The organism is Hymenobacter monticola (assembly GCF_022811645.1).
In the GTDB taxonomy this organism is placed as follows: Bacteria; Bacteroidota; Bacteroidia; order Cytophagales; family Hymenobacteraceae; genus Hymenobacter; species Hymenobacter monticola.
On the sequence record NZ_CP094534.1, the window covers coordinates 1,777,870 to 1,800,671 of the forward strand.

At 62.2% G+C, this 22,802-nt stretch carries 19 protein-coding genes; 9 read left to right on the forward strand and 10 right to left on the reverse strand.

Annotation, left to right across the window (positions count from 1 at the left end; all coding sequences use genetic code 11):
• Nucleotides 1–12 precede the first annotated feature (12 nt).
• On the forward strand, nucleotides 13–339 hold the full coding sequence (locus MTP16_RS07460; protein WP_243517544.1) for a chaperone modulator CbpM: 327 nt from the start codon (nucleotides 13–15) through the stop codon (nucleotides 337–339).
• Nucleotides 340–472: 133 nt separating this feature from the next.
• Here MTP16_RS07460 and MTP16_RS07465 read toward each other — a convergent pair whose 3' ends face one another.
• The 6 genes from MTP16_RS07465 to MTP16_RS07490 form a co-directional block, all read right to left on the reverse strand.
• Nucleotides 473–2,236 (reverse strand): ankyrin repeat domain-containing protein, encoded by a 1,764-nt coding sequence (locus tag MTP16_RS07465; RefSeq protein WP_243517547.1) that lies wholly within the window; start codon nucleotides 2,234–2,236, stop codon nucleotides 473–475.
• Between the two features lie 32 nt (nucleotides 2,237–2,268).
• Nucleotides 2,269–3,015 carry a ZIP family metal transporter gene (locus MTP16_RS07470; protein ID WP_243517550.1) on the reverse strand — a complete coding sequence of 249 codons (747 nt, stop codon included), beginning with the start codon at nucleotides 3,013–3,015 and terminating at the stop codon, nucleotides 2,269–2,271.
• Nucleotides 3,016–3,200: 185 nt separating this feature from the next.
• Entirely contained in the window at nucleotides 3,201–3,572 is a 372-nt protein-coding gene (locus tag MTP16_RS07475) for a hypothetical protein (protein WP_243517553.1), read from the reverse strand.
• Between the two features lie 27 nt (nucleotides 3,573–3,599).
• Nucleotides 3,600–4,232, reverse strand: a complete 633-nt coding sequence (locus tag MTP16_RS07480; protein WP_243517555.1) for a hypothetical protein — start codon at nucleotides 4,230–4,232, stop codon at nucleotides 3,600–3,602.
• A gap of 109 nt (nucleotides 4,233–4,341) precedes the next feature.
• Complete coding sequence (gene nadC, locus MTP16_RS07485) at nucleotides 4,342–5,208, reverse strand: carboxylating nicotinate-nucleotide diphosphorylase (protein ID WP_243517558.1); 867 nt, start codon at nucleotides 5,206–5,208, stop codon at nucleotides 4,342–4,344.
• 218 nt (nucleotides 5,209–5,426) lie between these two features.
• A complete protein-coding gene (locus MTP16_RS07490; RefSeq protein ID WP_243517561.1) occupies nucleotides 5,427–5,828 on the reverse strand; it encodes a DUF4783 domain-containing protein in 402 nt (133 codons plus the stop codon).
• 183 nt (nucleotides 5,829–6,011) lie between these two features.
• Here MTP16_RS07490 and gpmI point away from each other — a divergent pair, with 183 nt between their 5' ends.
• Nucleotides 6,012–7,553, forward strand: a complete 1,542-nt coding sequence (gene gpmI, locus MTP16_RS07495; protein WP_243517564.1) for a 2,3-bisphosphoglycerate-independent phosphoglycerate mutase — start codon at nucleotides 6,012–6,014, stop codon at nucleotides 7,551–7,553.
• A complete protein-coding gene (locus MTP16_RS07500) occupies nucleotides 7,546–8,130 on the forward strand; it encodes a hypothetical protein (RefSeq protein ID WP_243517567.1) in 585 nt (194 codons plus the stop codon). The genes gpmI and MTP16_RS07500 overlap by 8 nt, the downstream gene beginning before the upstream one ends.
• A 12-nt stretch (nucleotides 8,131–8,142) precedes the next feature.
• Here the strand turns inward: MTP16_RS07500 and MTP16_RS07505 are convergent, their stop codons facing one another.
• Nucleotides 8,143–9,693, reverse strand: a complete 1,551-nt coding sequence (locus tag MTP16_RS07505) for a hypothetical protein (protein WP_243517570.1) — start codon at nucleotides 9,691–9,693, stop codon at nucleotides 8,143–8,145.
• A gap of 225 nt (nucleotides 9,694–9,918) precedes the next feature.
• A complete protein-coding gene (gene prfA / locus MTP16_RS07510) occupies nucleotides 9,919–10,992 on the reverse strand; it encodes a peptide chain release factor 1 (protein WP_243517573.1) in 1,074 nt (357 codons plus the stop codon).
• A gap of 113 nt (nucleotides 10,993–11,105) precedes the next feature.
• Between prfA and thrA the strand changes: the two genes are divergently transcribed.
• The 6 genes from thrA (at nucleotide 11,106) to MTP16_RS07540 (ending at nucleotide 19,390) form a co-directional block, all read left to right on the forward strand.
• Entirely contained in the window at nucleotides 11,106–13,556 is a 2,451-nt protein-coding gene (thrA, locus tag MTP16_RS07515; RefSeq protein ID WP_243517580.1) for a bifunctional aspartate kinase/homoserine dehydrogenase I, read from the forward strand.
• Nucleotides 13,557–13,643: 87 nt separating this feature from the next.
• Nucleotides 13,644–14,579: a homoserine kinase gene (locus tag MTP16_RS07520; protein ID WP_243517582.1), complete on the forward strand. Its 936-nt coding sequence runs from the start codon at nucleotides 13,644–13,646 to the stop codon at nucleotides 14,577–14,579.
• A gap of 78 nt (nucleotides 14,580–14,657) precedes the next feature.
• Nucleotides 14,658–15,980 carry a threonine synthase gene (gene thrC, locus MTP16_RS07525; RefSeq protein WP_243517585.1) on the forward strand — a complete coding sequence of 441 codons (1,323 nt, stop codon included), beginning with the start codon at nucleotides 14,658–14,660 and terminating at the stop codon, nucleotides 15,978–15,980.
• A 62-nt stretch (nucleotides 15,981–16,042) separates the two neighbouring features.
• A complete protein-coding gene (locus MTP16_RS07530; RefSeq protein WP_243517588.1) occupies nucleotides 16,043–16,744 on the forward strand; it encodes a c-type heme family protein in 702 nt (233 codons plus the stop codon).
• A gap of 172 nt (nucleotides 16,745–16,916) precedes the next feature.
• A complete protein-coding gene (locus tag MTP16_RS07535; RefSeq protein WP_243517591.1) occupies nucleotides 16,917–18,071 on the forward strand; it encodes a toxin-antitoxin system YwqK family antitoxin in 1,155 nt (384 codons plus the stop codon).
• A gap of 23 nt (nucleotides 18,072–18,094) precedes the next feature.
• A complete protein-coding gene (locus tag MTP16_RS07540; protein ID WP_243517594.1) occupies nucleotides 18,095–19,390 on the forward strand; it encodes a protoporphyrinogen/coproporphyrinogen oxidase in 1,296 nt (431 codons plus the stop codon).
• A gap of 62 nt (nucleotides 19,391–19,452) precedes the next feature.
• Here MTP16_RS07540 and MTP16_RS07545 read toward each other — a convergent pair whose 3' ends face one another.
• Nucleotides 19,453–20,865 (reverse strand): MFS transporter, encoded by a 1,413-nt coding sequence (locus tag MTP16_RS07545; protein WP_243517602.1) that lies wholly within the window; start codon nucleotides 20,863–20,865, stop codon nucleotides 19,453–19,455.
• 106 nt (nucleotides 20,866–20,971) lie between these two features.
• Nucleotides 20,972–22,795, reverse strand: coding sequence for an alpha-amylase family glycosyl hydrolase (locus MTP16_RS07550; RefSeq protein ID WP_243517621.1), 1,824 nt, complete (start codon nucleotides 22,793–22,795; stop codon nucleotides 20,972–20,974).
• Nucleotides 22,796–22,802: the final 7 nt, after the last annotated feature.

The window sequence follows — 22,802 nt, forward strand, 5'->3', positions numbered from 1 at the left end:
GTTCCGCGCCCCATGGAAATGCACGTTCTCACCCTCACGTTTCAGGAATGCTCGGCCCGCTATGGGCTGGATGCTTTGGCCTTGCAGGACTTTTTGCGGGCCGGCCTGCTCCGCTCGGCCCCCACGCCCGATACCGTCATCGTCGACGAGCCCGATGACCTGCCGCGCTTGGCCCGCCTCCACCACGAGTTGGGCTTGGCCCCCGAGGCCCTCGATGTCATTCTGGCCATGCGCCAGCGGCTGGTACACCTCCAGGCCTTACTGGCCAACGAAACGGCCCGCGCCCGCCAATTAGAAAACTTCCTGCGCGGCAGCGGCGCGGTGGAGGATTTTGGGTAAGTATTGGCTAAAAATCACCAGAAAGTCATGACGAGCGCAGCCGAGGCATCTCGCGTGCAGCAATAACCCAGTCGTCGGGATATTTAGCTACTGCGCTCGGCATGGCGGCTTAGGCCTTAGTTGTGGTCAGGCATCAACGAGTGTATGGCCGTTCGCGGCCGATGAGGTAGCTGCCGCCGCGCTTATTGACAATGGCCTTGTCGGCGCCGTGGCGTAGCAGGAATTTCTCCACCGGCACGTTCTGGTTCCACTGCTTAGCGTAAATGAGCGCCGTGTTGCCGTAGCTATCTACCGAGTTGATGGACACGCCGCGCTTCATCAGCGCCTGCATCATCACGGTGTCCTGCAGCACGGCGAAGGTGGGGTTATTGGGCGTGGTTAGCTTCATCCCCAGGCGCTTCTCAGCATAGCTCAAAAAAGGCAGGCTTTCGAAGCGCAGCACGTAGGCTTCCGGGTCGAGGGGCATGTGGAACGGGTTGTCGAGCCGGGCCCCGTGGCGGAGCAGGAACATGGCCATGCTCACGCGGCCGGCTGCCTGGTAAAGCGGCGGGCGTTGGTCGGCATCGTCGAAAGGGGGCTTCAGGCCCACTCGCAACGGCTTCACCAGGCTGGCCCCGCGGTCGAGCAGCTTTTGGATGCCCACCGTGTCGCCTTCCCAGATGTAGCGGTACAGCATGGTGTCATAGAAATCGAACTGCTTAAACAGCGAATCAGGCGCGTGGCGCAGCAAAATCGGCCGCAGCTCGGCCTTGTCGCCAAGATACTCCGTCGGGTACCGCCGCCGCTTGTAGTAGTCGACGTACTTAAGGAGCTGCAGGTTGGCGCCGTGCGCAAGCAACAGTTCCAGCGCGGCCGGCGACTTGGCGAAGCAGATGGGCGGGCGCCGGTCAATGTCGTAGCGGTTCACCCTGGCAGCCGAGGCACCCTTTTTCAGCAGCAGCTCCATCAGCGGCAGGTTGTCGAGGCGCACGGCGTGGCTGAGCGGCGTCAGCTTCGTGCCCTTGATGTACACGGCCGAATCAATTTTGAAGCCCCGCTTCAGCAGCGAGTCAACCCGGCTGATTTTGCCTGCTTCCAGGGCATTGCCCATCACCACATCCGCGCTGGGCTTGTAATTGCGCCGCAGGCTGTCGAGGATGTGCTGGTGGGCCTGGGGCGACGACATCATGCGCGCCAGGAGGCGTTCTTCCGCACTCATTTTCGCGGCGGGCGTGGGCTTGTCGGGCACCGGCTGCCCCTGCCGCGTAAACCGGAACCGCCCGCCCATCAGGTCGCCGTGGCATTCGAGCTGGTCGGTGGCGAAGTCGATTTCGGCCCCCTCGTAGCGCCCGCCCGACCGCCAGGTAACGCGCAGGGTGGGCACATGGAGGACGAAGTCGTTGTCAAACCCGTTGCGAATCAACACATAGTTCGTGTCGTTGAAAGGCGTAATCTGCACGTAGCCGTATTCGGGGCCCAGCTGCAAGCCGGTTTCGGAGCTGCGCAGGCGCTGCTGGGTCAGCAGGGTGCGGTACTGGGCCTTTAGCGGCGCGGGCACGGGCACGGCCGCCCGCAGCCAGCCCGCTTCACCGTTCACCAGCGCATACAGGTATTCCTGGCCATTGGTGAGCAGGTAAGCGCCGTAGCGCACGGCACCGGCTTTCAGCTTCACTGGCTTGGCTTTCTGGTCGAAGTACGCATCGGGCTGGAATGCCTCCGGCTTTATCTGTGTTTCGGACGGCTGCGGAAACCAGAACAGCCCCGTCGGCTCAAACGAATACGTTCCCGCCGCCAGCGGCTGGCCAAACCGGAATATAGCAGCCTCCGAAGAACCCTTCCGGCGGTTTTGAGCCATGGCCCGGGGGGCCAGCGAAGAGCACCAGCTCAACGCCAGCAGATAAATAACCAGCTGTTTCATAGCACAATGATAAGGTCGCTTCATCTGCGGGCCTACGCCACGGCCAACGCCAGCAACAGCCCCGCCAGCGTAGCCGCCAGCTTGGGCCAGTTGAGCCGGTGCTCGGGGCTGGTTTCGAAGAGAATGGTGGTGGACACGTGCAGGAAATTGCCGGCCACCAGGCCCAGCAGGCCCGCATAGAGCCCGCTGCTCAGCAGCTTGCTCAGCACCACGTAGTTGCTGAAAATGATGCCCACCGGCGAAGCCAATGCGAAAATGAGCAGGCCCGGCCACACCCGCCGGAAGCTGCCCAGCCGCAGGCGCAGCAGCGTGGCCAGCGCAAAGGCCGCCGGCATGTGGTGCAGCGCCACGCCCACCACAATGGCGTAGAAATTCTGGCTGATGTCGCCCACCGCCGGCTCTTTCACCAGGATGCTGCCCTCCAGAAACGAGTGCACCACCAGCGCCCCCAGCAGCAGAAATGGCACCCGGCCCGGCGCGTCGTGTCCGTGCGCGGCCTCGTGGTGCACGTGCCCGTGCTCCACGCCCTGCGACAGCACCTCCAGCAGCAACTGCCCAAAGAAGCCCGCCAGCACCCAATAGCCCACCCGCTCCGAATGTTCAGGCAGCAGCTGCAGCGCCTCGGGCAGAATGTGCGTGACCGTGAGCGTAAATAAATAGGCGCCGCTAAAAGCCAGAAGCGGCTTCAGCCAGCGGTTGCCATACTTGCCCGGTACCCACGCGGCCGCTGCCCCGGCCCCCAACACCGTGAGCAGCAACAAGAAAATAGCAAACCCCATACAGAAAGAATGAGGAATAAAAAATAAGGAACGAAGAATAAGAAAGCACCGACGCACGCATCAGTTTCTCATTCTTCATTCCTCATTCTTCATTCCAATAATGACGCAAAGCGGCAGCCTTGCTACCGCCAGCCGGCGGGCAAAGCTGCCACCCAAACGATAATAACCGAACGACGCCGCGAAGGTTAACGCTGCATTTGGTGACCATTCTCGGCCGTATCGGCCTGGGTCGATTTGCCGGCGTCGTGCATTTGGCCGCGCTTAATCATGCCTTCCTCGGCATTGGCCGAGGTGGCCGACTGCGGCGTCACCTGCGTGGTGGCCGTGGCGGGGTCTTGGTTGCCGCCTTGGGCCGCCTCCATCAGGGGCGAGTGCGTGTTCTCGATGGAGCCATTAGGCACCGAGTGGTCGAAGTTCTCGCTGTTGCGGGTGCCGGGGGCCACCTGGTCCAGCGACACTTTCTCATCCGGGCGCCAGTCGGAGGGTTCGCTGCTGCAGGAAGTCAGGGCCAGCGTAGCAGTGGCAACGGCCAGCAACAGGGTGGAGGTCAATTTCATCGAAGTAAAATAAGCAGAGGTTGAAATTTAAACGGTAGCCGCACCGGCCTCGGCCGGCAGCAGGTTTTTGCGGCGCAACAGCGCCTCAAACAGCTTGCGGTCGTTGTCGGCGTTGAAGATTTTGAAAGGCAAATGTAAAAACACCGGCACATCAAACGTGCGCGCCAGCCACAGGCGCCACGCCGCCAGCCCGGCCGGCGGGGTGCCGGGCTTCAGGTACAGCAGGTAGGCGTCCGGGTCGCGGCGGGCCCGGTCTATCAGGTCCCAGGTCAGCTGCATGGCCTTGCCTTCCTTCTCGGGGCCTACGCGCAGCAGGAGTTGCTTGTTATCCATTTCGAACGCCATGCGCTCAAACAGCGGCTTGCTCTGCTCCATTTGCGTGATGCCCGTTACCTGCGCCGAGCGAAACAGCACAAACAGAATGGTGAGCACCACGGCCAGCGCTATCCACCACCACGAGGGCAGGAACAGGGCCGGCAGCAGCCCCAGCACAAACGGAATCAGGGCGTAGGGCCAGTCTTTTTTCCACACCTCGCCCATCACCATCTTGGTGTAGGCGTCGGTGGTCAGCTGCGTTTTCTTGGTGCGAATGGCCAGCGGCGAAGCCTGCTGCGCCTGGCGGAAACCGCCGCTTCCGCCCCGTTGGTTGGGTTGGTTCATTTACTTATTGGTGCTTGGATGTTGGTGCTCGGTGCTTGGCAATTGGGGGCAAGTCCAGAAGGGCAAACAGCCCGTTGTCTTCGCCAAGCACCAACATCCAAGCACTGAATTAATATGCTTTCAGGCTTAAATCGAGGCTTTTAATGGAGTGCGTGAGCGCCCCAACGGAAATATAGTCCACGCCCGTTTGGGCCACCTCGGCAATGGTTTGCTCCGTGATGCCGCCGCTGGCCTCGGTGGGGAAGCGGCCGGCCACCAGGGCCACGGCCTCGCGCAGCTGGTCCGGCTTCATGTTGTCGAGCATGATGCGCGTGATGCCGCCGGCGTCCAGCGCCTGCTGCACCTCGTCCAGCGAGCGGGTTTCAATTTCAATGGGCAGCTGCAGGCCTTTCTCCTTCAGGTAGGCATGCGTGGCGGCAATGGCCGCGCCAATGCTGCCGGCGTAGTCCACGTGGTTGTCCTTTAGAATAATCATGTCGAACAGCCCGTAGCGGTGGTTCACCCCGCCGCCAATGAGCACGGCCCACTTCTCGCAGAGGCGGAAGTTGGGCGTGGTTTTGCGCGTGTCGAGCAGCTTGGCGTTGGTGCTGGCAATCAGGCTGTTGAGGTGCGCGGTGTGGGTAGCAATGCCGCTCATGCGCTGCATGCAGTTGAGCACCAGCCGCTCGGCCGTGAGAATGCTGCCCGCCGGGCCTTCCACCGTGAAGGCGATGTCGCCGTGCTTCACGCGAGTGCCGTCGGCCAGCAAGGGCGTCATCTTCAGCCTAGCGTCGACTTCCTGGAAGATGAGTGGCGCCAGCGCCATGCCGGCCAGAACGCCTTCGCCCTTCACAAGCAGGTGGGCCCGGTTGCGGGCATCGGCCGGAATGGCGGCCAGGGCCGAATGGTCGCCGTCGCCCACATCCTCGGCCAGGGCCGTGCGGATGAAGGTGGTAAGAGCTTCGGGCGTGAGGTAAGGGGCGGGAGGAGTTTGCACAGGGCAAAGGTACGGCCCTTGCGGCGGCTGGGAAAACCAGACGGAAACCAACTGGCTTCCTGAACGCCGTCTGTCATCCTGAGCGCAGCGAAGGACCTTCTCACGCTAAAAGATTCTGACGTGAGAAGGTCCTTCGCTGCGCTCAGGATGACAGACGGCGCATAGATAACGGCCATCGGCCACAAAAAAGCCCCGGCCTGATTAGGACGGGGCTTCGGTCATTCTTTGGTAAATTCCAGCGTATCAATCAGCGGAGTGCCACGTGAGGGCTTGAGCTTCACATAGATGCGGTAGGTGCCGCTGCGGCCCGTGTAGCGCCCGATGGCGTATTGAATGCCGCCCTGGCTCTGGCCTTGGTGGATGAACTCGAACGTGCTGGGCGCATTCTTGGCGAAGATGTCTTTCATTACAATCTCGGCCTGCGTGGCGTTGTAGTTCTGCTTGTCACCGTCGAAGCCAATTTCCACGGTGGGGGCAAAGTACTGCGACAACTCGCGGGAAGAGCCGTTGCGCAGGGCGGCGCGAACGGCGCCGAGAACATCGGTCTGCGCATGCGCCGCGCTCGCAACGAGTAGAAAGAGCCATCCTAAAAATAGCGTCCTAACGAAATAGCGTTTCATTATAAGGGTAGTAAGTGCGTCATACGCAGAAAAGTCGGAGCGAAAATGGTGCCAAGAAGTGAAGCAGACGGCAAACTAATGCAAAAAAGGCAGCACTAAACTTAATGATAAGAAAGAGAAGGCCAAGCGGCCGCAAAGTTAGATAGTTTCAACCCATAGGCGGGCTGGCCGTATCTTCGCGGCATGAATAAGCAGGTTTTGTTGGTGATTTTGGATGGGTGGGGCATTGCCCCCAATACGGCCGTGTCGGCGGTGGACGCCGCTAATACGCCGTTCTATCACGAGCTGTTGCAGCGCTACCCGCACAGCAAATTGCAGGCCTCAGGCGAGGCCGTGGGCCTGCCCGAAGGCCAGATGGGCAACTCCGAAGTGGGCCACATGAACATCGGGGCCGGCCGCGTGGTCGACCAGGAGCTGGTGCGCATTGGCAAGAGCATTCGCGAGCGCAAGCTGGGCCAGATGCCCGCGCTGACGAAGGCATTTGAGTACGCCGTGGCCAACGACAAGCCCCTGCATCTCATTGGCTTGCTGAGCGATGGCGGCGTGCACTCGCACATCGACCATGTGAAAGCCCTCTGCACCATTGCCCATGAGGCCGGCGTGCGCCGCGTGTTTGTGCACGCCTTTACGGACGGGCGCGACACCGACCCCAAGAGCGGCGTGCGCTTCATCAACGACCTGGAGCAGCACAACGAGCGCAACGGCGCCAAAATCGCTTCGGTGGTGGGCCGCTACTACGCCATGGACCGCGACCGCCGCTGGGAACGGGTGAAGGTGGCCTATGACCTGCTGGTGAACGGCGTGGGCACGCCCTCGCAAAACCTGATTCAGAGCGTGCAGGAACAGTACAAGGACGGCGTGACCGACGAGTTCCTGAAGCCCATCGTGAAAACGGGCGCCGATGGGCAGCCGCTGGCCACCATTCAGGAGGGCGACGTGGTGCTGTGCTTCAACTTCCGCACCGACCGCGGCCGCGAAATCACGGAGGTGCTCACGCAGCAGGACATGAACGCCTTCCAGATGCACCGCCTCAACCTGCACTACCTCACGCTGACCAACTACGACGACACGTTCGTGGGCGTGACGCCGATTTTTGAGAAGGACAACCTGAATAATACGCTGGGCGAAGTGCTGGCCGCCAATGGCAAAACCCAGATTCGCATTGCCGAAACCGAGAAGTACCCGCACGTGACGTTCTTCTTCTCGGGCGGCCGCGAAAACGAATTTGCGGGCGAAAAGCGCATCCTGCGCCCCTCGCCCAAAGTGGCTACCTACGACCTGCAGCCCGAAATGAGCGCTGCCGACCTGCGCGACGCCTTGGTGCCGGAGCTGCAGGCCCGCTCGGCCGACTTCGTGGTCCTCAACTTTGCCAACCCCGACATGGTGGGCCACACCGGCGTGTTTGAAGCCGTGGTGAAAGCCGTGGAAACCACCGACGCCTGCGCCCGCGCTGTGGTAGAAACCGCCCGCGCCGCCGGCTACGCCAGCATCATCATTGCCGACCACGGCAACGCCGAGTTCATGCGCAACGCCGACGGCTCGCCCAACACGGCCCACACCACCAACCTGGTGCCCTGCATTCTGGTGGATGACAACTACCTCGGCACACTGGCCGACGGCAAGCTCGGTGACCTCGCGCCCACTATTTTGGAGCTGATGGGCGTGCCCCGGCCGCTGGAAATGACGGGCCAGAGCATCCTCCGTCCGGCCCTGCCGAATGCGTAAGCGGGTGGTTGCCCGGCTGGCCGTGGTGCTGACCGGGCTGGGCTGGCTTTCGGCCTGCGGCGACGCGGGTCCCAGTGCGCCGGCCGCGCGCCGGCCTCTGTACTTTGATGTGAAAGGCCTGCTCGATAAGCAGGTAGCGCAGCTAACTCAGCGGAAAGCGGCCGTGACCAAGCGGGTAAGCCTGCGCGACGAAGCCACCGAAATTGCGCGGGTGCCGGGCGTGAAGTGGGCCGATGAACTGCAGATTTTCTTTCAGGCCGACATCAACAAAGCCGCCCTGCGCGGGGCCTACGTCGTCGATTCGGTGGCGCTGCCGGGCGGGCTGCTGCGCCGCACCTACACGCGCCGGCCCGGCCAGCCCAATGCCCCGGTGGCCCGCCTCGCGGTGGTGCAGCAAAACGGCGCGGCCGTAGACGTGGCCGCTACCATCGACCAGGACAACCCCTTGTTCTCAACCCGGAAACAGTTGCAGCTGCAGCTGAGCAGCGGGCAGCTACGGGCCTACAAAGTGGAGGGCACCCAGAAGCTGGTGCTGTTTGATACGCTGCGCTACGCGGCGGCGGCGCGGGTCGAGTAAGCCAGCGAGCGGCTATTCGTAGGCCCCTAAATTGGGATTGGCAGCGGGAGGAGTGGGGCGCCGCGCGTTTCGCAAATCATTGAGAGGGTTGGGCACAGTTGTGCCTGCGGGCGAGGGTACGGGCGGGCGCCCTTTAGCGGGCGAAGTGTCCTGCAGCCGGTAATCGGGGCGGCTGCTGGTGAGCGTGGTGCGGACAAACAACGGGTCCGTCACCGTTACCAGGTTAGCCAAGCCCGCGGCGCCGAGGCCCGGCTTCTTGGGGGCGTTGGTAGTGGCCTGGAAATCCTTGGTGCGCAGCAGCGTGTTGCGGATGTTGAGCGTGGCGAGGTAATCGTCGCTATTCACGAGTTCGAGCTCATTTTCGTAATTGCCCCAGATGATGCTGTTGGTCAGGTTAACGACCAAGGGGAAATACAACGGTTTGCCTTTGTCGTCGCTCAATTCATTGGAGAAAGAAACCGACGAGGTCTGCCGCTGGAACGCAGGCGTGTAGTTGGCAATGGTGCAAAAGTTCAGGTTGAACGTGCCGCCAAACCCACGCACAGCGTACTCGCCGCAGTTGGTGAGTAAGCAGTTAGTGGCTGTGATGGTGCTGCGCACGCCAATGATGCCGCCGGGCGGCAGGCCGGTGCCCACGTAGCTGGGATTGGAACCTGAGATGTTGCGGATAACTACATTGTCCAGCCGCAAGTCAGGCGTGTTGGCGCCCCCAACGACGGTGTTGAGCAAAGAAACGCCGAAGTTGGCGTTCTTGATTTCGGTGTAGCGGATGTCGTTGTTGCGGCTGGTAGCGGTGAAGAAAATGCCGCCCCACTGGCCGGGAATCTCATTGTAGAACGACTCCAGCCGGTCACCCCGAAAAAGCACCATGGCGCGTTTGGCCGCTGTGGTATCGCCAGTGACGGGAGGCGTGTCGTTGATTTTTAGCGTGCCATCCACTTGGATGGTGGCCCCGGCATGGCAGTAGATGCGTGCACCCGGCTCAATTCGCAGCGTTGAACCTGGCCCTACATACATACCGACGTCGATACCTCTATAAGGCGCATTGATGACGACGTGCGGTTTGTCGTTGCGCCAAACCCGGGTTGTATTACCTGTAACATCATCGCCTCGATGGAAGTAGGCATTTTGCCCGTAGGCCAACAGCTTCACGCTCTGCTCATTGCCGTTGGTGCGGAAGTTAATCAGGTCTTCCAGCAGAAACGGTTTCGTCGTGCTGTTGTCGCCGAGCACGGCGCGCACCAGCACCAGCAGGCTGTCGTTGCCCCGGATGGTGACGCCGCTGGCAGAGCTACCGGCATCGCCATTAATAATTAGCGAATACGTCGTGCCCTGTTGGCCCGCCAGGCTCACGTCGGTTTTCACCGCGCCGCTGTTGCGGTTGTACACCCACAGCCGCTTCGTCACCGTGCGGATGGTGGTGAATACCGTGTCAAATTTCACAGAGTCGCGGTCGAACTCCAGCTTGCCCGATGTTTGCACCAGGTCTTCCTTCGGCTCGCAACCGGGCAGGAAGGTGAGGCAGCAGCTGAAGAGCAGGAACAGCGGGAAGAGGTAGCGCATAGAGGCACGTGAGGCGGACAACTCCCCTCCTTTTTTAAGGAGGGGATGCTTGCGCGAAGCGCGAGCTGGGGTGGTAAAGTCGTTGAACGACCGTAGGCAGCAAATAGTGTGGACGCTGGCAAAGGCAGCAGAAGTCGTTCGAATATCGTTCAACGACGCGGCCACCCCCGTTTTTGCTTCGCAAAAACTCCCCTCCTCGACTGAGGAGGGGAGTTGTCGTTCTGCTTACTTCGTCACGCCCTCCTGCAGGCGCTCGGCGCTGTCGGCGATGCGGAGCTGCTCCACGAAGTCGTCCACGTTGCCTTCCATCACGCTGGCCAGGTTGTACACCGTATAGCCGATGCGGTGGTCGGTCACGCGGCCCTGCGGGTAGTTGTAGGTGCGGATTTTGTCCGAGCGGTCGCCGCCGCCAATCATGCTTTTGCGCACGGCGCCGTCGGCCTCATTTTTCTTGGCCAGCTCCATCTCGTACACGCGCGAGCGCAGCACGGCCAGGGCTTTGTCAAAGTTTTTGAGCTGCGACTTCTGGTCCTGGCACTGGGCCACGAGGCCGGTGGGCAAGTGGGTAAGACGCACGGCCGAATAGGTGGTGTTCACAGACTGGCCACCGGGGCCGCTGGAGCAGAAGTAGTCCTTGCGGATGTCGCCCATGTTGAGCTCGATGTCGAATTCCTCGGCTTCGGGAATCACCACCACCGAGGCCACGCTGGTGTGGATGCGGCCCTGGGTTTCGGTGGCCGGCACGCGTTGCACGCGGTGCACGCCGCTCTCAAACTTGAGCTTGCCGTACACGTCCTCGCCGCGCACGGCCACGATGATTTCCTTGTAACCGCCGGCGGTGCCTTCCATGGCGTCAATCAACTCCATTTTCCAGCCCTGCTTTTCGGCGAAGCGCATGTACATGCGCTGCAGGTCGCCGGCAAAAATGGCGGCTTCGTCGCCGCCCGCGCCGGCCCGGATTTCCACGATGACGTCCTTGGAGTCGTTGGGGTCTTTGGGCAGCAGCAGGTCCTTGATGACTTCTTCGAGGCGCTCCTGCTCGGGCAGCAGCTCGTCGAGCTCGGCCTTGGCCATCTCGCGGAAGTCCTGGTCTTTCTCGGTGGCGATGACTTCGCGGGCGTTGTCGATGTTGCTGAGCACGCCCTGGTAGTTGCGGTACTCGGCCACAATCTTGCCCAGTTCCTTGTATTCTTTGTTTAGTGCCTTATAGCGCTTTAAGTCCGACATCACGTCGGGCTGCATCAGCTCCTCGTTTACGTTCTCGTAACGTTGGTTGATGGCTTCTAATTTATCAAGCATCGGTGTTCGGGAATTAGTCAGTAGTTTGCAAAGATACTGAATCTAAACACCGCTATGTAGGCGAGGGGTTCATTCAGCATCTTCACCCAACAGCGGCCCCGCGGCCGGAGTTTATGCAAGTGTTGAAATTCGGAGGCACCTCGGTGGCCTCCGCCGAAAATATCCGCAAGTCGCTGGCCATCGTGGCCCAAGCGGCGGCGCAAGGTCCGGTGGTTATGGTGGTGTCGGCGTTAGGTGGTACGACGGATGCGTTGATTGGCGTCGGACGCGCCGCGGCTAAAGGCGATGCTTCCTACCGCGAAACACTAAGTCAGCTTGCCGAGCGCCACCGCGTGGCGTTACAGGAGCTAGAACCAGCTAGCGAATTCCATGCTGAGGTGCATCAGGCTGAACTCGCTATGCAGTTCGATAACGCCGCTGCTTTATGCGACGGCGTTTTTGCACTGAGGGAGTTGTCTACCCGCACGCTGGATAAGCTTATGAGCTGCGGTGAACTGGCTTCGTCGCTGATAGTAGCTACAGTGGCTGGGTATTATGAGATGGAAGCCATATGGGTTGATGCTAGAAAATTGATTTGCACTAATTCCCGCTTTGGTGCCGCCGAGGTGGACATCGCCACGACTAAGAAGAAGACAACCATATTTAAGGAACACCACCCGCAAAAGGTCTGGGTCGTGCCCGGCTTCATCGCCGCCGATGCCCACGGCGCTACCACCACCCTCGGCCGCGGCGGCTCCGACTATACTGCCGCCCTGCTGGCCGCCGCGCTAGATGCGGAGAAGCTGGAAATCTGGACCGACGTGAGCGGCATGATGACGGCCGACCCGCGCCTCGTGCGCAGTGCTCGGCCCATTGCCCGCATCAGCTACCAGGAAGCCATGGAGCTGTCGCACTTCGGCGCCAAGGTGCTGTACCCGCCCACCATTCAGCCGGTGATGCAGCGCGGCATTCCGCTCTGGATAAAAAATACCTTCGCGCCCGATGACTATGGCACCCTGGTGGAAGTGGCGCCGCCGCGCGCCGCCACGGTGGTGCAGGGCATCTCCAGCATCGGCAACCTCACGCTGCTCAACCTGGAAGGCAGCGGCATGGTGGGCATCCCCGGCTTCTCGAAGCGGCTGTTTGAGGCCTTGGCCCGCGAGCGCATCAACGTGATTCTCATCACGCAAAGCTCATCCGAACATTCCATCTGCGTGGGGGTGAACGCGCAGGACGCCGCGCCCGCCCAGGTAGCCGTGGACGAGGAGTTTGCCACGGAAATTGCCGCCGGTCGCATCGAGCCGCTGCGGCCGGAGAAGGATTTGGCCATTGTGGCGCTGGTGGGTGAGAATATGAAGGACCACCCCGGCATCAGTGGCAAGCTGTTTGGCGCGCTGGGGCAAAACGGGGTTAATATCCGGGCCATTGCGCAGGGCGCATCGGAGAAAAACATCTCGACCGTCATTCGGGCGCAGGACGTGCGCAAGGCCATCAACGTGCTGCACGAGGCCTTTTTCGAGGCCACTAAGAAGCAGGTGAACTTGTTCATCCTCGGCCCCGGCAATGTGGGCAGCAAGCTGCTAGAACAGTTGGCGCGGCAGCAGCCGCATTTGCTCGAAAAGCTGGGTTTGCAGGTGCGCGTGGTGGCCATTGCCAACAGCCGCCACTGCCTGGTGGACGAAAATGGCCTCGACCTCACCGCCTGGCCGGAAGAGCTGGCGCAGGCTCCGGCCCAAACCCTGGAGGAGTTTAAGGAGCTAATTATCAGTCGCAACCTGCGTAACTCCATCTTTGTGGATGTGACGGCCAACCCGGCCGCGGCGGGCATCTACGCCGATTTGCTGGCCAAAAGCGTGGCCATCGTGGCCTGCAACAAAGTGGCGGCCTCATCGGACTACGCGCACTATGCCCAACTCAAAAGCTTGTCGAAAGAGTTTAACGCCAGTTACTTGTTTGAAACCAACGTGGGGGCGGCCCTGCCCGTCATCGGCACGCTCAACGACCTCACGCGCAGCGGCGACGTGGTGCGGCGCATGGAAGCCGTGCTTTCGGGCACGCTCAACTTCGTGTTCAACCACTACGACGGCTCCCGCCCCTTTGCCGAGATAGTGCGCCAGGCCCAGGCCGAAGGCTACACCGAGCCCGACCCGCGCCTCGACCTGAGCGGCACCGACGTGGCCCGCAAAATCCTCATCCTCGCCCGCGAAGCCGGCCAAGTGATGGAAATGAGTGATATCGAAATCGAAAGTTTTCTGCCTCCAGCCTGTCTGGAGGGCAACGTGGAAGCCTTCTACACGCAGATGGCCGCGCACGAATCCCATTTCAAGGCCCTGTATGAGGATGCCACTGTGGCGGGAAAGCGCCTGAAATTCGTGGCTCGCTACGCCGAGGGGCGCGCCGCCGTGGGGCTGCAGCAAGTGGCGCCCGGCCACGACCTCTACGACCTGCGCGGCAAAGACAACGTGGTGCTCTTCTACACCGACCGCTACGTAGACCAGCCGTTGGTGGTGAAGGGTGCCGGGGCCGGGGCGGAGGTCACGGCTTCGGGTGTATTTGCCGATATTATCCGGGCCGCGAGGTTGTAGCGTGGACTCTGCGAGTCCGCGCATACCCTGGCTTATAATCATTCTTCACCATCCATGCGCGGACTCGCAGAGTCCACGCTACAGTTCATGCCTGATTCTGTTCTCGTTCATTCTCCCGCCACGCTTTCCAACCTCGGTTGCGGCTTCGATGTATTCGGCCTCGCCCTCGCCGCGCCTTACGACACCGTGCGCATCACGCGCAGCAGCACGCCGGGCATCCGCATTCAGCACCTCGACCCCTATAACCTGCCCACCGACCCGCAGCAAAACGTAGCGGGCGTGGCCCTGCAAGCCCTGCTGAAAGAGGTGCCCGAAACCATTGGCTTCGACGTGGAAATCACCAAAGGCATCAAGCCCGGCAGCGGCGTGGGCAGCAGCGCCGCCAGTGCGGCCGGAGCCGTGGTGGCCGCTAATGCCTTATTGGGCAACCGCTTCAGCAAGATGCAGCTGGTGGATTTTGCCATGGAAGGGGAAGCAGTCGCCTCGGGCGCGCGCCATGCCGACAACATCGCGCCGGCCATCTACGGTGGCTTCACGGTGGTTCGCGCTTTGCAGCCGGCCATTGATATAATTGCCCTTCCGGCCCCGCCGCTGTGGGTGGCCGTGGCGCACCCACAGATTGAGCTGAAAACCAGCGACTCGCGCAAGGTGCTGCCTAAAGAGGTGGCTTTGGGCTTGGCCGTGCGGCAATGGGCCAACGTGGCGGGCCTGGTTTCCGGTTTCCTCACGGCTGATTACGAGTTGATTGGCCGCTCGCTCGACGATTACATCGTGGAGCCGGCGCGGCTGCCGCTCATTCCCGGCCTGGCGGAGGCGAAGGCGCGGGCAATGGCGGCGGGCGCCATCGGTGGGGGAATTTCCGGCTCGGGCCCGTCTATTTTCATGCTGAACCGCGACGAGGCGACGGCACAGTCCGTGGGCGCGGCGCTGGGCGGCGTGTTTGCTGAGTTGGGCATTGCGTTCAACGTGTACGTCGGGCCGGTGGGAACGCAGGGGGCGTATGTGGTTTCGGAAGAGCAATAAGAATGTCATGGCATCTCGCGTGCACAACGCAATTCAAAGGATTAGTGAAAGCACGCGAGATGCTCCGCTGCGCTCTGCATGACGGGCCAAAAAGACCAGAATCGAATGAAATACTACAGCCTTCGCCATCAGTCGCCCTTGGTTGATTTTCGCACGGCCACCATCACCGGACAGGCGCCGGACGGTGGCCTGTATTTTCCTGAAACCATTCCGAAATTCCTGCCGGGCTTTCTGCGCGAGCTGCGCGGCCTGAGCAAGGCCACGGTGGCGTTCAACGTGATGCGGCCTTACGTGGGCACAACCATCGGCGAAGATGATTTGCGGCGCATCTGTGCCGAGGCGGTGGATTTTGCCTTTCCGCTAGTGCCGGTGGGGGAGAAGGTGGCTTCGCTGGAACTGTTCCACGGGCCTACGCTGGCGTTCAAGGACGTGGGCGCGCGGTTTATGAGCCGCTGCCTGGGCTACTTCGCGCAGCGCGGCGACACGCCGCCCGTGACCGTGCTGGTGGCTACCTCCGGCGATACCGGCGGGGCCGTGGCCAGCGGCTTTCTGGGCGTGCCGGGCGTGGAGGTGGTCCTTCTCTACCCCTCCGGCAAGGTGAGCCCGGTGCAGGAGCAGCAGCTTACCACGCTGGGCCAGAATATCACCGCGCTGGAAGTGCAGGGCACCTTCGACGACTGCCAGGCGCTGGTGAAGCAGGCGTTTCAGGACCAGGAGCTGGCGGAGAAGCGCTTCCTCACGTCGGCCAACAGTATCAACGTGGCGCGCTGGCTGCCGCAGCAACTGTACTACTGCTTTGCCCTGCAACAGTGGCCGGAGGGGGCCACGCCGCCGGTGGTGTCGGTGCCGAGCGGCAACTTCGGCAACATCTGCGCCGGGCTGCTGGCGCGGGCCTCGGGGCTGCCGTTGGGGCACTTCATTGCGGCTTGCAACGCCAACGAGCCCGTGCCGGCTTACCTGCGCACGGGCACCTTCACGCCCCGACCGGCGGTGCCCACTTTCTCCAACGCCATGGACGTGGGCAACCCCAGCAACTTCGCGCGCATTCTGGAGCTGTTCGACAACGACCTGGCCAAGATGCGCGCCGCTCTCGGTGCCGATACGGTGAGCGACGCCGATACCGTGGCCACCATCCAGCGGGTGTGGAACGAGCACGGCTACCTGCTCGACCCGCACGGCGCAGTGGCCTACGCCGCGCTGCGGCGCTACCAGGCCCAGCACCCCGAGGCGGCCGGCATGATACTGGCCACGGCCCACCCGGTGAAATTTCCCAACGTGGTGGAGCCCGTGCTGGGCCGGGCCATTGAATTGCCTGAAGTGGTGCAGGCCCTGCAGGGGCGCGCTAAACGAAGTGTGCCGCTGGCGGTTGATTACGAAGCGCTGAAGGCCTGTCTGCTCTAGCCTGACGCCCCGCTTGGGCCGTTGGGGCGAGCAGGCTGACCTTTGCTCAGAATTTCACCCTCATGCCCGCTTTTGTGAAAAGCCTGTTCTATAAAATTGCGTTGTCCGCTCTGGTGTTTGGCTTTGCCGCCTGCCGGCCCGACCAAGTCGAACACTTGAAGGACAGCAAGCGCATTGGCCAGGAAACGGCCAACTGGGAGGTGAAGCGCATCATGCCCAACGACTTGCTGCGCGCCACCCGCTGGGCCGGCGACTCGCTCACGGCCACGGCCGACACGCTGTTGCGCCGCACCCTGGCCCGCGAGCTGGCCGCGGGCGGCGTGGCCCGGGCCGCCGCCTTCTGCCGCCCCGAAACCTACGGCGCCGTCGATTCGCTGGCGCGCGTGCTCAAGGCTACGGCCCGGCGCGTGAGCGCGCGGCCGCGCAACCCGGCCAATAAAGGCACGCTGGCAGCGGCCGAAGTGGCCTCGGATACCCTGCGCATCGTGAAACGGGAGTCGCAGGAGGTGTTTTTCTACCAACGCCCCATTGTGCTCAACAACTCGCTGTGCCTGCGCTGCCACGGCGAAGTAGGCAAGGACATTGCCCCCGCCGACTACGCCCTTCTGCAAAAGCAATTCCCGCAGGGCCAGGCCACCGGCTTCCGCCTGGGCCAGCCCATGGCCGCCTGGCAGCTCAGCCTGCGGCGCGACGGCGTGGCCGAGTTCTGGACCATGAAAACGCGCAAGAAGTGGAAGGAGCACAAGATGCCCAAGCTATTCTGAGGGAAGCGGTTCGGATGTCGGTGGCCCCCGACCGGTGGGGCATTAAGGGCACAGTTGCGTACAGGGGCGGCATCTACCTGTTTTTTCAACTGCTTTGTAGCTTCACACAAAAATGCCTGCTTTGAAGAGTAAATGTTACGCTTGCCGGTGGGCTGCTGCGCTTAGTATTGCATTGGGCTGGCCCGGCCTGGCGGCCAGCGCCCAGGACCTAAAGCTGGCCGACTGCGTGAAACTGATGCGCGCCGACAGCGCACAGCTGTTTTTTGACGCCCGCTACGCGCTGGTACCCCCGGCCTGCGCCACCATTCGCCGCGAAAGCCGGATGGATGCCGCAACCGGCAGCTTCCAGGGCGAAGTGCGGGATTACCTGGTGGCCGACAACAGTTTATTAACCAAAGTGCGCTACGCGAACGGGGTGCGCGAGGGCGACTACGAGCAGCACTACGCCAACCACCAGCTGGCCACCACCGGCCGGTTTGTGAAAGGCCAGCCCACAGGCACCTGGAAATACTGGTACGCCAGCGGGCAGCCCTGGCAAACCCTGGAGCTGGGCAGCGGCGGCCCCATGCGCATCGTGGCGTATTGGGACTCCACCGGGCGGCAGCGCGTGACCGACGGCGCCGGCACCTGGGAAGAAAACACCGACGGCACCATGCCCACCCACGTCAGCGGCCGGGTGGTGGCCGGCCTGATGGAGGGCACCTGGGAGCGCCGCAGCCGCCTCGACAAGCTGGTGCTGACGGCCGAAGACTACCGCGCGGGGCGTTTGCTGGAAGGCCGGCAGTACATGGCCACGGTGGGCAAGCCCAAAAAGTACCAGGACCGGTCGTTGCTCGGGCCCCAGGCCGTGGATGCGTCGGCCGTTATCGAGCCTTTTCACCTGGGCAAAAGCTGTGAGGAGCAGGCCGCCCTGGCGGCGTCGGAAGCGGCCAGCCGCCAGTTGATAGCCTCGACGGTACTCGTAAACCCTCGGCCGCCCCGCGACCCCGGCACTTACCAGCAACAGTTGTTGCAGCGCTTGCACGATTTTAACAACCTGACCCAATGGATGCCCCAGACCGACGGGCAGTCGACCCTGATTACCGCCGACATTGACGACAAAGGCCAAATCAGCCATGTCGTGTCGGAGTCGGGCACGCTGGCGTCGGCCTTCACCACCATTCTTGCCGATTTGGGCACTTGGCGTCCGGGGTCGGTGAATGGTCGGCCGGTGCCGGGCAAGTTGCGTATTACGTTGCGGATGTTCAGCACGCAGCTGCAAAGCAGCCTTGGCGCCAACGTGGCTTTCCCGCTGCCCCCGGATGCTTTGCGGCCTGCGTCCAAATAACCCTTTTTAACCAATTGCCCTTCATGCAACCCGAGCTTCCCATCATCATCATCGGCGCGGGCATGGCCGGGCTGGCCTGCGCCACCTGGCTGCACCGCGCCGGCCGACCCGTGCTGCTGCTCGAAGCGGCCGACGCCGTGGGCGGCCGCGTGCGCACCGACCTCACGCCCGAGGGCTTCCGGCTCGACCGTGGCTTTCAGGTGCTGCAAACCAACTACCCCGAGGCCCGGCGCATTTTCGACTACGGCGCCCTGAACCTGAAGGCTTTCCGCTCCGGCGCCGTCATCCGGCTGGCCGACGGGCGCGAAACCACGCTCGAAAATCCGTTGCAGCGCCCGTTGGCGGCGGTTTCGGCCCTCACCTCGCCCATCGGCACGGCGGCCGACAAACTGCGCATCCTCAGCCTGGTGCGGCACGTGCTCAAATACACGCCGGAAGAATTGCTGAACCGCCCGGCCACCGACACCCGAAGCTTCCTGCGTCGCTACGGCTACAGTGAGCAAATCATCAGCACGTTTTTCGAGCCGTTTTTCGGGGGCGTCTATCTGGACCGCGACCTGACCACGGCCAGCAACTTCTTCGAGTTCGTCTTTCAGCAATTCGTGACCGGCGACGCCGCCATTCCCGCCCTCGGTATTCAGCAGCTGCCCGAGCAGCTCGCGGCCCGCCTGCCCACGGGTACCGTGCAGCTGAATGCGCCCGTCGCCGCCATCGTCGACGGCTCGCAGGTGCGGCTCACGACGGGTAAAGTGCTCGAAGCCCAGGCCATTGTGCTGGCCACCGACGGCCTGACGGCTGCGCGCCTGCTGGCCGGCCGCAGCGGCAAGCCCGACGACGCCGTAAACCTCGAAGCCGCCAGCTACCCCACCGCGGCTCGCCTCACCACCTGCACCTACTTCGCCACCGGCGGCCACTCGCCCGGCCGCAACGATAAATTGCTCCGCCTAAACGCTGCCACCAATGCCCTCGTGCACAATGTAGCCTTTCCGGCCGATGTGAGTGGGGCCTATGCGCCGGCCGGTCGGGCGCTTATTTCAGTGAGCACGCACGGCGAGCGGGGCCTGAGCGAAGAGGAAATTGCCGTCGGCGTGCGCGAAGAGCTGGCCGCGTGGTTTGGGCCCGCGGCGCGGCAGTGGGAGTACCTGCGCAGCTACCGCATCACCAAGGCGCTACCGGTGTACCTGGCCGGCCAGCCGCCCCGGCAGCCCCTGAAGCTGGCGCCCAATCTGTACCGCTGCGGCGATTGGACGGCCTACCCGTCGCTGAACGCGGCGCTGGCCACCGGGCGGGAGGTGGCAGAGGCCCTTATCAAAGGCTAGAAATTACTCAATAAAAAAGGCTGCCCGTCACAGGCAGCCTTTTTTATGCATTGACCCGAAGGCTATACGGCGGGGTTGGGCGTGGCCGGACTTTCGTAGGCGGGGGCAAGGCCCTGCTCGCCTTCGATGGGCATGCGAATTTTCTCGTCGTCGGAAACGCGCAGCGTGAGCAGGCCGCCGATAATCATGAGCACACCGCCCAGCACCACCACGTTCAGCGGGTCGAGCGAGGGAAACTGCTTCATGATGAAGGGCAGGCCCAGCGAGGCGCATACCTGAGGCGTGACGATGAAGGCATTGAACACACCCATGTAGTGGCCCATCTTGTTGGCCGGAATGGCGCCCGCCAGCATGGCGTAGGGCACCGACAGGATGCTGGTCCAGGCAATGCCCACGCCTATCATCGAGACGTACAGCATCCACGGCTCGGTGATGAAGGCAATCGACAACAGGCCCAGGCCACCGGCCGTGAGGCAAAGCATGTGGGTGAGCTTGCGGCTAAACTTGCGGGCAATGACGGGCAGCAGCAGGCTGAAAGCGGCCGAAACGCCGTTGTAGACCGCAAAAGCTTCGCCCACAAAGTTGGCGCCCTCGTTGAAGGCCGCCGATTTATTGTCGGTGGTGTGGTACAGGTGCTTGGTAACAGCCAGCGTGGTGAAAATCCACATGCAAAACAGGCCGAACCAGGTAAAAAACTGCACCGAGGCCAATTGCTTCATCACCTTGGGCATGTGCGCCACCCCAGTGAACGTTTCCTTGATGCCCTGCGCCAGCGTCGTGCTGTTTTTCTCGCGCTCGAAGGCTTCTATGTCCTCCGGCGGGTATTCGGTGGTGGTGAGGACGGTGTAGAGCACGCACAGGAAAAACGCCGCCGCCCCGATGTAGTAGGAAAACTTCACCGAGTTGGGTACAATGCCGTTGGCGGCTTCATTGGCCACGCCAAAACGCGTGAGAATGCTAGGCAGCAACGACGCCACCACGGCTCCGATGCCGATGAAAAACGACTGCGTGGCAAATCCGGTGGTGTGCTGTTCGCCCGGCAGCTTGTCGCCCACAAAAGCCCGGAACGGCTCCATGCTGATGTTGATGCTGGCGTCCATAATCCAGAGCATGCCGCCGGCAATCCACAGCGTGGGCGAGTTGGGCATGATGAGCATGGCGATAGACGCCAGGATGGCCCCAACCAGAAAAAACGGCCGTCGCCGGCCCCAGCGCGGGCTCCAGGTGCGGTCGGAGAGGTAGCCGATGATGGGCTGCACGATGAGGCCTGTGAGGGGCGCGGCCACCCACAGAATCGGAATGTCGTCGGCGTTGGCGCCCAGGTTGGAGAAAATGCGGCTGGTGTTGGCATTCTGCAGCGCGAAGCCGAACTGAATGCCCATGAAGCCAAAGCTCATGTTCCAGATTTGCCAGAAGCTCAGGCGGGGCTTCTTGCGGGTGCTTGCGGAGGCCGGAGGCGCAGCGGCTGATGCCATAGGACGGGGTGGGATGCGTCGGTGGAAAGGATAAAGGCTGCGACGCGCCCGAATCCGGGGCACCACAGCCTTCAAATTTAAGAATTTACGCTACTATGCGCAAACGTTAGCGCGGCTTTATCTCGAAAATATAAGCCGACAGCGGGGCCAGCGTGAGACTGAGGCCGTTGCGGGGCTCGTCGGTGTCGAGCAGGTCGGTGTAGGTGTAGAATTTGCTGGTGCTAAGGCCCATGGCTTTCATGGCCTCGGCCGGAATGGTGATGGTGGGCCGGTAGGTTTTGTCGGCCGAGAAGTTGACTACCACCAATACCTGCTGCTTGTCGGTGTAGCGCAGGTAGGAATAGATGCGGCGCTGGTCATACTCCTTGCCCAGGTTGTTGGCGTCCTGCAGCTCGTAAAAGCGGCCCTTGCGCAGGGCCTCGTTCTGGCTGGTCACCGTGAGCAGGCGGCCGTAGAACTCGCGCAGGCTTTTCTGCTCGGGGCTGAGCTTGGCGCCGTCAAACTTGCCTTGGTTCATCCACTTTTGGTGTTCGGGCACGCCCCAGTAGTCGAAGATGCTGGTGCGGCCGTCTTCGCTGCTGAAGCCTTCGGCGCCGTGCGCCGGCTCGCCCACTTCCTGCCCGAAGTAGAGCATCACCGGGCCGCTGGCCAGGGTGGCCGTCACGGTCATGGCCGGAATGGCGCGCTTGGGGTCGGTGGCAAAGTCCTTGGAAGCAATGCGTTGCTCGTCGTGGTTTTCCAGAAAGCGTAGCATGCGCGACGAGAAGCCGTTGCTTTCCTCTTTCCACACCTTGGTGATGTCCTCGGTGGTGCCGCCGCCCGTCATCAGGCGGCGTAGGCCGTCGTAGAGGCCCACCTTGTCGTACAGATAGTCAAATTTGCCCTTGTCGAGGTAGGTCTTGTACTCCTTGGCGTTGTAGGCTTCGCCCATGAAAATGATGCCGGGCTTCGCCTTCTTCACCTCCGGAATCACCCAGGCCCAGAACTCCACGGGTACCATCTCGGCCATGTCGCAGCGGAAGCCGTCCACGTTTTTGCCGGCCCAGAACAGGAGGATGTCGCGCATCTTCTTCCAGGTGTCGGGCACGGGCGTGAAGTACCCTTTGCGCCCGTTCTGGTAGTCCACGCCGTAGTTCAGTTTCACGGTTTCGAACCAGTCGTTCACACTGGGAGCTTCCGAGAAAACGTCGTTGCCGGTGGCCTTGGCGGGCATTTCGGAGTACTTGCCGTCCTCGCGCGGGCCTTTCAGCGGGCCGAGCGGGTTGTAGTTGGCCGGCACCACGAAGGCCTTGCCGGGAAGGTAATAGAAGTTGTTGTTGGCCGCAAAAGCCTTGGTTTTGTCATCGGCCGCGCCCAAATCGACCACGCTTTGCGGCTTGGCGTCTGACTTGTAAGAGCGGGCCACGTGGTTCGGGATGAAGTCCATGATGACTTTCAGGCCGTGGTCGTGGGTGCGCTTGATGAGGGCCTCGTACTCGGGCATGCGGTTTTTCACCACCACGGCCAAGTCTGGGGCCACATCGTAGTAGTCCTTGATGGCGTAGGGCGAGCCGGCGCGGCCCTTCACCACGTCGGCGTCGTCGGCCGGAATGCCGGACGCCGTGTAGTCCGTCATGGTAGCGTGCTCAATCACGCCGGTGTACCACACGTGGCTAACACCCAGCTTCTTGATTTCCTCCAGCGCCTTGTCGGTGATGTCGTTGAACTTGCCGCAGCCGTTCTCGGTGATGGTGCCATAGGGCTTGTTCAGGGCCACTTTATTGCCAAACAAGCGCGTCATCACTTGGTAAATGACGAGCTTATGGTCCTGGGGTACCTCCGCAGTGGTGTTGGGGTCCTGGGCGGCGGGGCGTTTTTTGTCCACGGGCGGGTTGGGCAAAGCGAATGCAGCCAACGAGAGGAGGCTGCCAGCCAGCAACAGTTGTTTCATGATGCGG